The sequence below is a fragment of the Candidatus Nanosynbacter lyticus genome (assembly GCF_030253515.1).
Classification (GTDB): Bacteria; Patescibacteriota; Saccharimonadia; order Saccharimonadales; family Saccharimonadaceae; genus Nanosynbacter; species Nanosynbacter lyticus_A.
Genome location: NZ_CP124549.1, coordinates 147,677 through 160,961, shown reverse-complemented (window position 1 = coordinate 160,961; position 13,285 = coordinate 147,677). Strand labels below are relative to the sequence as shown.

9 protein-coding genes and 2 rRNA genes are annotated in these 13,285 nt (G+C 50.6%); 2 read left to right on the top strand and 9 right to left on the bottom strand.

Annotated features, from left to right (window positions below; all coding sequences use genetic code 11):
* Positions 1–47: 47 nt before the first annotated feature.
* The 5 genes from NLML1_RS00825 to NLML1_RS00805 all read right to left on the bottom strand — a co-directional run bounded on the left by NLML1_RS00825 (position 48) and on the right by NLML1_RS00805 (position 5,694).
* Complete coding sequence (locus NLML1_RS00825; protein WP_285441680.1) at positions 48–341, bottom strand: hypothetical protein; 294 nt, start codon at positions 339–341, stop codon at positions 48–50.
* Positions 342–368: 27 nt separating this feature from the next.
* Positions 369–2,066 (bottom strand): hypothetical protein, encoded by a 1,698-nt coding sequence (locus NLML1_RS00820; RefSeq protein ID WP_285441679.1) that lies wholly within the window; start codon positions 2,064–2,066, stop codon positions 369–371.
* A gap of 161 nt (positions 2,067–2,227) precedes the next feature.
* On the bottom strand, positions 2,228–3,994 hold the full coding sequence (gene infB, locus NLML1_RS00815) for a translation initiation factor IF-2 (protein WP_285441678.1): 1,767 nt from the start codon (positions 3,992–3,994) through the stop codon (positions 2,228–2,230).
* Between the two features lie 69 nt (positions 3,995–4,063).
* Positions 4,064–5,134 (bottom strand): 30S ribosomal protein S1, encoded by a 1,071-nt coding sequence (locus tag NLML1_RS00810; RefSeq protein ID WP_285441677.1) that lies wholly within the window; start codon positions 5,132–5,134, stop codon positions 4,064–4,066.
* Positions 5,135–5,256: 122 nt separating this feature from the next.
* Positions 5,257–5,694: a hypothetical protein gene (locus NLML1_RS00805; RefSeq protein ID WP_285441676.1), complete on the bottom strand. Its 438-nt coding sequence runs from the start codon at positions 5,692–5,694 to the stop codon at positions 5,257–5,259.
* 76 nt (positions 5,695–5,770) lie between these two features.
* On the opposite strand from NLML1_RS00805, the gene NLML1_RS00800 reads away from it, so the two are divergent.
* Both NLML1_RS00800 and NLML1_RS00795 read left to right on the top strand, forming a co-directional pair.
* Positions 5,771–6,574, top strand: coding sequence for an ROK family protein (locus NLML1_RS00800; protein ID WP_162453991.1), 804 nt, complete (start codon positions 5,771–5,773; stop codon positions 6,572–6,574).
* The gene (locus tag NLML1_RS00795; protein WP_285441675.1) at positions 6,540–7,016 is read left to right on the top strand and encodes a hypothetical protein; all 477 of its coding nucleotides are present in this window, start codon (positions 6,540–6,542) and stop codon (positions 7,014–7,016) included. The genes NLML1_RS00800 and NLML1_RS00795 overlap by 35 nt, the downstream gene beginning before the upstream one ends.
* Positions 7,017–7,060: 44 nt before the next feature.
* Here NLML1_RS00795 and NLML1_RS00790 read toward each other — a convergent pair whose 3' ends face one another.
* From NLML1_RS00790 to NLML1_RS00775, 4 genes are all read right to left on the bottom strand, one after another.
* The gene (locus NLML1_RS00790; RefSeq protein WP_162322931.1) at positions 7,061–7,336 is read right to left on the bottom strand and encodes a con-10 family general stress protein; all 276 of its coding nucleotides are present in this window, start codon (positions 7,334–7,336) and stop codon (positions 7,061–7,063) included.
* Between the two features lie 462 nt (positions 7,337–7,798).
* Positions 7,799–9,691: a C39 family peptidase gene (locus NLML1_RS00785; RefSeq protein WP_285441674.1), complete on the bottom strand. Its 1,893-nt coding sequence runs from the start codon at positions 9,689–9,691 to the stop codon at positions 7,799–7,801.
* An 88-nt stretch (positions 9,692–9,779) separates the two neighbouring features.
* Positions 9,780–9,888: ribosomal RNA gene (gene rrf / locus NLML1_RS00780) — 5S ribosomal RNA — on the bottom strand.
* A 185-nt stretch (positions 9,889–10,073) separates the two neighbouring features.
* Positions 10,074–13,193: ribosomal RNA gene (locus NLML1_RS00775) — 23S ribosomal RNA — on the bottom strand.
* Positions 13,194–13,285: the final 92 nt, after the last annotated feature.

The window sequence follows — 13,285 nt, the reverse complement described above, 5'->3', positions numbered from 1 at the left end:
CATCCTGGTCAGAATGCTACTATACCTCGTGAGAGCCATTCGACGACCTATGCGCCCAACCAACTTTTTAGACGAGCAATCTCATCCTCCAGTATTGCCTGGTATAGTTGTCCAGCCTCTGGTATATAAGTTTTTAGCCACTCACCGACAACGCTAGGATCACCATCATGTGCGTCAACGAGCTTATTTAACTCCTCGTCTTGTTCTTCCGTTAATAGCTCATCGCCAACGCTAGCAAATTGGATCTCAACCGCACCGACGAGGTTGTGGAGAATGCTCTGCTTAACCTCATCACTCGCACCAGTAACGCCTAACTGTTCAAATATTTGTTCATGTGTCATTGTCTGTGTTCTCCTATTGTTTTAATTCTAAAGCTTAGTGACGCCTTTCATAGCTTCAATGACTCGTGCCGCTTTATCACTAAAGCGCACGCTCGTATCAACGTTCCAAGCCCCAAACTGCTGGTCGCCAGCACCTCCCGTAAACATATGTACCGGGTTATTGTTACCGTCGACAAAAACATTACCTTGACCAACGTTGTCTGCAAGCTTCTTCAGAAACTCCGTCGAGTCGCCCTCAAGCTTATAGCCAAGATGTTGCAACTGATCGCCAACCACGCTCTCCGGCGCACCATTCGTATTCACTTCAGTAAAATGACTGACAGGCTCAACATCAGAGTTGTCTGACGCATCTACCACAGATTCTGCTACCGTATTCTGATTCGTAGGGGTTTGTTCAACAGGATGCACCGCGCCCGAGCCTAATGCCTCTATAGAGAACTTAGTAGCTAGTGCTGCCCCGACTGCGCCCAGTACTGGTATGACGAGTTTTCTTACGTTTTTGCCAACCTCAGTCGATGTCTCATCTATATGTCTATTGACAATATCACGCGCACCCGGCTCCCAATCAGATCCCTCTTGCTCTGCCACCTCAGCTCGAGCTTGCATAGCTTCTAAGAACTGCTGATGATATACGTCTGCCACAGCCTCAGCTTTGTATTGTCTATTTGACGGGTTTTTATCTCGAGGACCAACTTTTGTATTGGCATTTCGCTTATTCGCTAGGTAGCGGAATGTGCCAGCACCCGCCCCGGCAACAGCCAGACCAAGCGGCAGACTAAAGATCGCCGTCAGACCTCCCACCGCACCGGCAGACACGTAGCCCAGCCGCCGCAGCCACTTACTCATCGGGCGTCGACGGTTGCCGTCCTTATCTTTGCCGCGATCCATCTGCAGACGCGCAATTTCTTGGACATTACCGTAATGCTCTGCTGTAAAGAACTGACCACGCAAACCGCGCACTTCCTCTTCCGTTAGGTTGCCGTCATTAATCTCACGACTGAGGAAGTCGCGCCGATCAGCATCAACCTGCGTCAAGGCTGCTTCGTAAGCTGCCGCTGCCTCCTGCTCTTCTTTAGATGGACGCGTTAGACGATCAGCGAGCTTAGCGCCCAATCGACCACAACCCAGCAAGCGTTCCATGAGCTTACCGCTTGGATTGATGCGTAGCCCATGGCTCTTCTGTTTACGATCCATAACCTGTTGAAAACGCTCACGTTCAGCTTCATAGCGCCTAATATGCTCAAGATACGGGTATCGTTTCTCACCAGTAGCAGGGTCTATCTCATACGTATTCTTAAAGAAATCGCTCATGCGAGTCATCGCATCACTGATTCTCTCCTCGACTGAGCGTGGATCATCCTCACCACTACCACCATCTTCTGGCCCCTTTGTGCCTCCTGGACCTTTTTTGCCCGACCCTAGACCATCAATCTTCTCTATGATTGCCTGAATAGCTTCACGTGCCTTCGCCTTGTCTTCAGCAGAGGCGTCTGGATCACTGAGAACTCGCGAAGCCTCGCCCATTAGCTCAACAGCTTTATTCATAAGAGCATTTTCACCGCCCTCGCTGCTGCTACTACCCTGGCCCTTAAGCCCCTTACCAATCGCCGGAACCTCTCCCAAGTTTTTCTTGGCTGGCAGCAAAGCAGGAGACGACGATGTATCAACAGACCGCTCCGCAGACGAAATAGTGTTGCGACGACGAGAGATGTTTCTTTCTGGCATGCTGGCAGCTTCCTTTCAAAGACAAACAATTAAACAATTACATGTAAGCGATTTGAGTATCTCGTAAAATGCACACTCGCTGTCTGAACTTTAGCAGATTTATGAAGAAAAGTCAATAGAAAACCGTCCGATATACTAAAATTACCTACGGTGACAAGTTGTTACAGCGTCTTCTTCACCAACTCCCGCGTAAAGAACTCCAGCGTGTCGCCTTCTTCAACGACAACTTTTCGCGTAGTTTTGAGGCTGAGTCCACACATTTCACCCTCAAACACTTCCTTGGCTTCCTGATGTTGACGCTGAACGGATGATACTTCAACCTCGGCAATGTGTTCATCGCCGCGCTTCAGGCGTGCCAGCAGCCCCTTATAGACCTTACCCGTCATCATTTCACCACCAGCGATCACCTCTTCGCGCACCGTTCGGAACACGCCCTTAACCCTCAGCTGGCCGACCTCAGTCTCGACGACCTCTGGGGCCAGCAATGCCTCCATGGATTGCCTGGCATTATCAAGCAGTTCATAAATCACTCGATACAGCCGCACCTCAACATGCTCACGCGCTGCCAGGCGCTTCACTGCTGGCGGCAGATCGACATTAAAACCATAAATGACCGTATTCTCGCCAACCGCCAGATGAATATCATTTTCTGAAATATTACCAACCCCGCTACCGATGACATGTAGATCCACCAAGCCGCCCGTATCAATCAATTTCAGGCTATCAATCACCGACGTGAGCGACCCCTGAACATCAGCCTTGACGAGAACATTGAACGACTCAGCATCATGCTGCTGACTCATCATTTTCAAAATATCCGAGCTGGTGACATTGGTGCTGGCAGCCATTTTTTCCTGCTCTAGGCGCGCCGCCTGCGCCAAATGCCGTGCCTCTTTCTCATTTTTAGCCAACCGAAAGCTATCACCAAACTGCGGCAGCTCCTTAAAACCAGTCACATTGACTGGCGTACTCGGGCCGGCCATTTTCATTGTCTGACCACGAAAATCCGACATTGTCCGTACTCGACCGTACGCCGTACCAGCCACCAAATAATACGCTGGTTTCAGCTGACCGTGCTCGACGAGTAGCCCAACCACTGCGCCGCGCCCGGTTTCCATATGCGCCTCAATCACCAAGCCCTCGGCTGGTACGTCCTCATCCGCCCGCAAGTCTTCCATATCTGCCACCAGTAGCACCATATCCAGCAGCTTATCCAAATTCTGGCCAGTTTTAGCACTGACCTCCACCATCACCGTATCGCCGCCCCACTCCTCAGGGTTGAGACCATGCTCAGACGCCAGCTGCGTTTTTACCAGCTGTGGGTTGGCGGTATCTTTATCAATTTTATTGATCGCCACCACGATTTTCGCATTGGCCGAACGGGCAAACCGAATCGCCTCGACGGTCTGCGGCTTGACACCGTCATCTGCCGCTACCACGATAATCACCACATCTGTCAGCACCGCGCCGTGTTGCCGCAATGCCGCAAACGCCTCGTGCCCCGGTGTATCCAGCAGTGTAATCATCCGCTCGTTATGCCTCGTTTGGTAGGCGCTAATGTGCTGCGTGATACCGCCGGCCTCGCCCGCAGCGGTCTTGTTACCCAAAATCGCATCCAACAAGCTCGTCTTGCCGTGATCAACATGCCCCATCACCGCCACAATCGGTGGACGCGGCACTGCCCGTTCTGACAGCGTATGCTCCACACGCGTATGACCAACGGTCGCCTCCTTTTTCTTGAGTGTCACCTCAAGGCCCAGCTCCTCAACGATGATCGACGCCGTCTCAAAGTCCAGCCGCTGATTAATCGTCGCCGCGATACCATTCTTAAACAGCTCGCCGATCAGCGTCGTAACCGGTAGATTCAAGGTGGTAGCGAGCTCTCCGACGGTTACTGAATCTGCAATTGCGACAATCTTTTCTGTCATCTGCTCGTGCTCCTTTCATCGCCGGCGTGACACCTCGGCGAACTGTTTACATTACTCTTTTTCTATAGGCTATTTTTTCTTGCCGCCAGCCAGCGACAGTGAAATCTTGCGATTATCTTTATCAATTTCGAGCACGGTAAAGGTCTTGCGCTCATTTAATGTAAAGACTTTCTCTGGGTCAGTCCCATCGCCACCCAGCTCCGAAACGTGAACGAGAGCCTCAACAGCTGGACTTAGCTGCACAAACGCACCAAACGGCGTAATCCGTGTGACTGTGCCTTCGACGTCCTCACCTGGCTTAAATTGTTCTACCTCATCGAGCCATGGGTCTTTTGTTAGCTGCTTCATACTCAAGCTGAGGCGCTCCTTGTCGATAGCGATAATCTTCGCCTCCACGGTCTGGCCAACCTTAACGTAATCGCTCGGATTGTTGACCCGCTCCCAGCTAATTTCTGAGATATGAATCAGTCCCTCAATTCCCTCAACGTTCACAAATACGCCAAAGTCTACCACGCCAGTCACGATACCCTTGACAGTATCGCCGACTGATAGCTTCTCAAACCGCTCCGCCAGGCCTTCTTTGATGGCCTCCTTTTCAGAAAAGATGAGCTTGTTCGCCTTGCGATCAGCGTCCAAAATCCGGACGCGAATCTCTTTGTTGACCAGCACGTTAAGCCGCTGCAAGATCTCATCCTTATCGCTTGAACCAACTCGCGGATAATGCTCAGCCGATAGCTGCGATACCGGCAAGAAACCGCGCACCCCTTCATATTCAGCCAACAGACCGCCACGATTGGCGTCGTACGGCGTCACCGTTACAATTTCACCGCTCTCCAATTTGGTCGCGACCTCGTCCCAACCACGATCGCGCGCCGCTTTACGCATACTGAGCAGTGAGTAACCGTTGTCCAGCTCAACCTCGACAACACTCGCAGTTACCTCGTCACCTTCTGCATAATTGTTCGACATACTTACCTCACGGCGCGGCACCAAGCCAACGCCCAAAGGCCCCAGATCAATCAGAACTTCGTGTTTCTTTATTGATAAAATAGTTCCGTGCACAACCTCGCCTGCGGTTAGTTGCTTCACGGAGTCGCTCGCCTGAGCAAGCAGATCGTCCATGGTCAATGGATTTGCCATACGTCCAAATAGACTCCTGTATTACGTTAATATTCTTATCCAAGCGGCCCGCCAAAACAGCTACCTCTTGGGGATCTCGTTTTATTATATCGTAGATAGTGCCCCGAGTAAAGAGAAGGAAGCTAAACTACCAACATTGACCGACGATACGCAAAGCCCGCAGCCACAATTAGCCCCAGCACAAAGCCAACTGCCAACGAGTCAGTTGGCCCAGTTGCCGGCAGATGGGATGATCCATGGCCATTATTTTGGGCTGGCTGTGCTGGTTGATGCTGCGCGCGCTGCTGAGATTGCTCAGGCCTCTTCACCTCAGCCGAAGAAGTGTCTTTTTTCTCATCGCTCTTCTCGTTCTTCTTTTTGTCGGCCGATTTATCGTCAGACTTCGTGTTGTTCGTCTCTTTTTGCTGCTCACTCGTCGCAGCATTTTCCGTCGATGAGGCGGCCTGGTTCTGTGCTGATAACTGTCGCAACCCGTATAACGTTGCCAAAGCGATCGCCGCCAAAATAACCCCTACGATCACGTAGATTACAACATATCCTCGCTGGCGGTTCTGCTTCATACCATTATCTCCCTGATGTTACTAATACTTACTGTACCATATTGTCACCACTCTCGTAAAGGGGTATACTAGTTTCATGATTATTGCGATTGATACTGGAGGCACAAAAACATTGGTCGGACGATTTACCGACAACGGCACGCTAGAGACAACAACTCGGTTTGCCACCCCAACAGATATTACAGCATATATCAAACAAGTCGTTGAAACCATTACCGTAATTGCCGAGGGCGCACCTGTTACAGACATCTCGATCGGTCTACCCGGCACCGTCACTGGCGGTGTCGCTACATATTGCATTAACCTCGGCTGGTGCGAGGTGCCCATCCGCGACCTCCTAGCCGAGCACTTTCCCGACGCCCAAATCATCCTCGAAAATGACGCCAACCTCGCTGGCCTCGCCAGCATACGTCGCCTTGAACCACAGCCAGCCTGCGGCCTCTACGTCACTATCGGCACAGGCATCGGCACCAGCATTATCCTCAACGGCACACTCCACCCCAGCCTACGTAGCAGTGAAGCCGGTCATATGCAAGTTGCGTATCAGTCAACCATTGATTCGTGGGAAAACCTCGCTTCCGGACGAGCGCTCAGTCAACAGTTTGGTGAATTATCGGACGCAACGCCGCCCGAAGCTTGGTTTGAGGCCGCCAAGAGACTCAGCTTAGGACTGCAGGCACTGATCGCTGCTATTCAGCCAAACGTTATCGTTATCGGCGGCGGTATCGGCCGCTACACCGATAAATTCTCTGCGTCACTAGCCGGACTTATCACCGAGAAACTACCGTCATTTATCACCTGCCCGCACATCGTTGGTGCAGCACACCCCGAGGAATCTGTACTCTATGGTTGCTACGATAACGCTATCGCCCATCGTTAAGCAGCTGGCCAGCGACTACCCAGAGTATCAGCTCCGAGCTGACGATGTTTTTTCGTGGTCACACCATTCACGGACTATCACTTATATCAACGAGGCGTCACCAGCCGCTATCGCCCAGCTGCTCCACGAAACTGCCCACGCCATCCTGGGCCATCATCACTATACTCGTGACATCGACCTCATCACCATGGAGCGCCAGGCCTGGGAGCTAGCTGTCCATCAGTTAGCACCGCGCTATAACATTACTCTAACTATGAATGACGGTGTCGTTCAGGATGCGCTTGATAGCTACCGCAAGTGGCTACATGCCCGCAGCACGTGCCCGACATGTAGCGCTGTCGGCATAGAAATCGCCAAGCACCACTATCGCTGCCTTCACTGCGCTAGCAACTGGCGCGTCAACGAGGCTCGGTCCTGCGAACTCCGCCGCTACCGCAAATAGCCCTCTATGGAAAGAGGGCTACCGCATCATTTTAAGCAGTGTGGCTACGCGGCCAGTGTCACGTCGTCTTGAGCCGTTGCCTGCACTGTTGATACTGTCGTTGTCGGATTAACGGTTGTCGTGGCCGTCGTCGTTACCTTACGCCGACGAGAAATGCGACCACCTTTAGCACCAGCGATCCGTGCCAGAGCTGGGTTTGCCGCAAAGCCACCGGTCCGTCCGTTCCGACCGCCCTTCGCGCCGATCTTGGCATAAAAGTCTGGGTCACGCGCTAAGTTTTTCGCTGCCGCTTTCATACCGCCAATTTTTGTACCTGCCATGTGAGTTTTCCTCCCGAATTAAAAAGATTTCCACATCATCTACTATGGAAACCCTCGCCTTTATATATCACACATGATATGTGTTATGTATGCATATTATCATACTGCTCATACTTTGTCAACATTTACATAAGCCGTTTTTATTGTGAATAAAATATTGCAATCAGCGATTTACTTCGCTATAATGAGATCTGTCACACCTTGTGACGGCACCTGTTGGAGCTTAGAAATGATGAGTTCCACCACTCAAAAACCACCCTTTCTGCGAGATGGGTGGTTTTTGATTGTGAAAGGAATTTCGCCAATAGCTAAAATTATCTAGGTCAAAATTACTCCGACGACGAGAAAAATACATATACCCACCTTCAACTTTCCGACCACAAAGCCCGCCTCTATAGAGCTAGCTCAATGAATGACAAAGACGCGGGGCCCCCGACTATACCATCCTCACTTCAGTACCGATTAATGTACCGCCAACAGCTGCGCCGCCGGTCCAGCACCAGCTGTCATCGCCACAAACTGTGCTCTCGTCCAATAGAGTCGTCCCGAGATCGGGTCATTAACATAAAATCCAAGTGGATCGTGCGGTTCACCCCGAACCCCAACAATGAGACGCACATGCATCGGTATCGGCCCACTGACCGTCCGACCTGACGGCGTCCTCCAACTATCAATTTTTGCGCCAATCCGCCATACGCCCCACGCAATGACTGGATTACCATTGTGAATTTGCTGTGCTACGAAATTCGCATTGGCGCCATATGCCACTGACGTTCCGCGGCCATATTGACCGGCCGCCCGCGCCACCGGACCGGCATATACACCCCAGCCCGTTCCCGCACCTTGGTTGCCGTTTACGTCGCCCACAAACTGCACATTCGGATCGTCCCACTCATTTGTCGCCTTGTCTCGCGAGCGCGGACGATACCCAAAACGCTGCAAGATATTCCAATCACTATCATGCACACCACGATATGCCAAGGCCATACGCAGTGAGGCCGCTTCGCAGCTTTGGGCGTACGCCTGACGATAGAATGGTACGTTATTGAGCTTGACGACCCGTGAATTAGTTGTGAACGATGTCGCAATTCGCTCTACGCTCGGCAGTCCAAACACTGGCTGCACACCTGGCTCTACCCAAACCTGAACTTGCCGCTGAAAGCCTATATTAACCACCCGAGCAATCATTGTATTGCCACGCCAGGAAATACTCTGAACTGTACCAGATGACACCCTGAGGCGATCCTGGGCGCTCTTGTGGTCAACTGCCTGATCAAAGGTTATCCGTACATCCTGCGCCGCTTGATCAACAGTGGTTCGCCACGGGGACGCCCCCACACCACGCACATGCCCATTAGTGGTAAATGTCTTTTTTACTTCCTCGACGAGAACGCCTCCACGAGCTGTCCGCAAGCCTTTCGGAATGGTGTATGTGTACGTTTTGCCCGGCTCCAATTTATCTGCCTTAAACACGTACTCGGTATCGCTCCGCCACGAACCATTACCAGCCGTGTCAACCGCTATATGTGGCCGATCCTTTGCGTCAATTGCCTCCTGAAATGTCAACTTCAATTCGTCTGATGGCGTCACTGAATGCTCTTTAATCGGTGAACCAATCGCTGGTAGCGGCGCACTTTTCACCGTAAAACGTTTTAACTCTTCCTTCTGGGCTTTATCGTATAACTTGAAGGTATACTGCGTGTCAGGTGCTAGTAGGCCAGCGTATTTCCATGAAAATGTTTGATCATCCGACGACTCACGCTTCAGCTCAAGCGCTGGCTCAGTCGTCAATTCTAGATCACGCAATTTACCCGCCCGTGAGCCTAAACGCACCGTCAACGCCTGATCCATCGCGATCACTTCTTTACCATCCAGTGACGCCGTGTCCACTCGTGGTGCTTTTTGCGTCTTGAACGATACATCATGGATCGTTGCATGACCAAACAGCGAACGTCTCACCCCCGGGAACGCCACGGTGTAATTTGTATCAGCTGTCAGTGGCTGGTCGGGCGTAAACTCCATCTCAAAAACGCCGAACAGCTGTCGCTTTTCGCGCCACACGCCACGCACTTCTGGTGTAATCTTCGGTTTTACTTCGCCCAGTTGCTGACTAAACTTTAGGCGAACTGGACGGTCGACTTCCTGTAGGGCTTCATCGGACACACGCTCGACGCTGACATTACCACGTGTTGTAATAACAAATAACGTCCCAACTACTATCCCCGCCAAGGCAACGATACCGCTACCAATAATAACCCACGATTTTGGCCGCCTTAACCAAGGCGCGCATATCGCCACAACCCCCCTACGCTCCGGCCTAAGGGACTCTGGCTGTTCTGTTTGTTTTTTATCCATTTCCCCATCATTATATCATACTTATGCTACTCGCAAGCACCTCTGGCAGAACTGAAAAAAGACCCCCTATTCGGAAGTCTTTTTTATAATTCGGCACCGTGCTAGTTTCCCACTTTCGCAGTATAATCGCCGCTGGGGAGCTTAACTTCTGTGTTCGGAATGAGAACAGGTGTTTCCTCCTCGCCATGGGCACCGAAGGAGGGGGTTACGACGCTTGGTTCCGCATATGCTCCGCGGTGGGCCAAACCCCTTTCTTCGATGTCCAAATCTCAGCACGGAATTGAATTGTTAATTGACCGGCACTTGTTGAAAAGCACCAATTACTAGTCAAGTCTACCTTATCCGCGAGCGTTATGCAAGCATAAACGCTAGCAGACAAGGACATAAAAAGGCAATGGGACTATTAGTACGCTTTAGCTCCATGCATTGCTGCACTTCCACCTTGCGCCTATCAAACAGATAGTCTTTCTGTGTCCTCATAGGGAAACCTTATCTTGAGGTTAGTTTCGCGCTTAATATGCTTTCAGCGCTTATCTAGTCCGCACATAGCTACTCGACAATGCAGCAGGTGGCCACAATCGATACACCAGAGGTGTGTCCGCCCCGATCCTCTCGTACTAGGGGTAGATCCTCTCAAGTTTCCTATCGTCCATACCGGATATAAACCGAACTGTCTCACGACGTTCTGAACCCAGCTCGCGTACCACTTTAATCGGCGAACAGCCGAACCCTTGGAAGGTGCTCCCCCTCCAGGATGTGATGAGCCGACATCGAGGTGCCAAACAGCGCCGTCTATGTGAACTATTGGGCGCTATAAGCCTGTTATCCCCAGGGTAACTTTTATCCGTTTGCGCTGTCGATCCCACATTCATGTACAAATGTACGTACAGCGGATCACTTGCTCCGACTTTCGTCTCTGATTGGAATGTACTCCTCACAGTCAAGCTGGCTTATGCGCATACACTATCACTTCGATTTCCATCCGAAGTTAGCCAACCTTTGAACGCCTCCGCTACTCTTTAGGAGGCAACCGCCCCAGTTAAACTACCCACCATACACGGTCCACTAACCGGATAACGGTCAGCGTGAGAACACAATCACAACAAGGGTGGTATTTCACTTGGTGACTCCGCAAATACTGGCGTATCTGCTTCAAAGTCTCCCACCTATGCTACACATGTTGAAACCGTATTCAATGTAAAGCTGTAGTAAAGCTCCATGGGGTCTTTTCGTCCTGGTACGGACAGACGGCATCTTTACCGCCAATGCACTTTCACCGAGTCCTTCGCTGAGACAGTGCCCACATGATTACTCCATTCGTGCGGGTCAGAACTTACCTGACAAGGAATTTCGCTACCTTAGGACGGTTATAGTTACCGCCGCCATTGACTAGGGCTTCAGTTCGCACCGTGAAGCGCTCCCCTTAACCTTCCAGCATTGGGCAGGAGTCAGCCCCTATACATCCACTTTCGTGTTAGCAGAGACCTGTGTTTTTGATAAACAGTTCCGTGGGCTCTTTTGCTGCGGCCCCCACATCGTTAGATACAAGAGATTCGCGTTCAAAAGAGCAATTCGTTTGCTCGTGTCTCAGAAAATTCGTTTTGTGATTAAAAATATACTCTTTAACCTATTATTCACTGAGTGAACGCGGCTGATATCCACCGAAGTGGGGGCAGACCTTATCCCGAAGTTACGGTCGCTGTATTGCCGAGTTCCTTAGCGAAGGTTCGCTCGTAAGCCTGAGTCTACTCGACTCGAGCACCTGTGTTGGTTTGCGGTACGGGCGGCTAAGTCCACGCGTACACCTGCTTTTCTAGCCAGGGCTTTCACCAAAATCGCGACTCCGAAGAATCACTTTCACTCCCTTTGCGTTCCCGCTCGGTTGGACGGATAAACCATGAATCCGCTTCGATTACTTCCCCGTGAACAGTGTACAAAACTAACCAGTTCAGGAATATTAACCTGATGTCCATCGCCTACGCTCTGCGCCTCGGCTTAGGCCCGACTAACCCTGAGATGATTACCATGGCTCAGGAAACCTTGCTCTTACGGCCGAGAGGATTCTCACCTCTCTTATGGTTACTCATTCCAGCATTCTCACTTCCTACCGCTCCACCGAACCTTCCGATTCGACTTCACCGCTGATAGGAACGCTCCTCTACCACGCCAGATAAATCTGACATCCATATCTTCGGTATAACGTTTTAGCCCCGTTACATTTTCCACGCAAGATCTCTTGACTAGTGAGCTGTTACGCACTCTTTAAATGAATGGCTGCTTCTAAGCCAACATCCTAGCTGTTTAAGAAATCTCACCTTGTTTCCCACTGAACGTTAATTTAGGGACCTTAGATGATGGTCTGGGCTGTTTCCCTTTCGAGCACCGATCTTAGCACCGATGTTCTAACTGCCGTGGTTACACACATGGTATTCGTAGTTTGTTAAGGGTGGGTACAGTTGCCCGCCCCAGTCCTTTACAGAGCTCTACCCCCATGTGCTACTAACACGACGCTAGCCCTAAAGCTATTTCGAGGAGAACCAGCTATCTCCGAGTTCGATTGGCATTTCACCGCTAACCACAAGTCATCCAAACACTTTGCTGCGTATCCTGGTTCGGTCCTCCACCACCTGTTACAGTGGCTTCAACCTGCTCATGGTTAGGTCACCCGGTTTCGGGTCTAATCCTTACAACTAAACGCCCTATTCAGGCTCGCTTTCACTGTGGCTCCGTCAATTGACTTAACCTCGCTGTAAAAATTAACTCGCTGGATCGTTCTACAAAAAGCACGCCGTCACCGGACAAGCCGGCTCCGACTCCTTGTAGGCACTAAATTTCAGGATCTATTTCACTCCCCTCCCGGGGTTCTTTTCACCTTTCCATCGCTGTACTAGTTCACTATCGATCGTATATTATATTTAGCCTTGGCTGGTGGTCCAGCCAGATTCAAACAGGGTTTCTCGTGCCCCGTCCTACTCGATAAAACATACATAAGGTCAGCGTCGTTTTCGCGTACACGGCTTTCACGTTCTTTGGCTAGTCATTCAAACTATTCTGCTAACCACGCAATTTCTTACCTTACTACCAGTTGATAGCCTGGTATCGCAAATCAGATACCTTCAAATTGTTCTGAAGTTCTCTGACTTGGTCATATGTAATATCACAACCCCTTATTAAGTATTCATCTATCAACTTATTTGCCTAAATAAATAGGCAAAAACTTAAAAGGTTTGGGCTGTTGCGATTTCGCTCGCCACTACTTTCGCAATCGTTATTTACTTTCTCTTCCTCATCCTACTAAGATGTTTCAGTTCAGATGGTTCCCGCTCGCTTGCCTATGTGTTCAGCAAGTGGCAACATGACATGACTCATGCTGGGTTTCCCCATTCGGAAATCCCCGGATCAAAGCTTGTTGACAGCTTCCCGAGGCTTATCGCAGTCTTCCACGTCCTTCATCGGTAATATACGTCTAGGCATCCATTTAGTGCCCTTGAGTACCTTTTTATGCATTGACTTAACTAGTAGTTGCTACCTTGCAATTACTGTTACCGTCAATTAAAAACTCAATTTCTTCTCTTCAAATTGTTAATGATCATG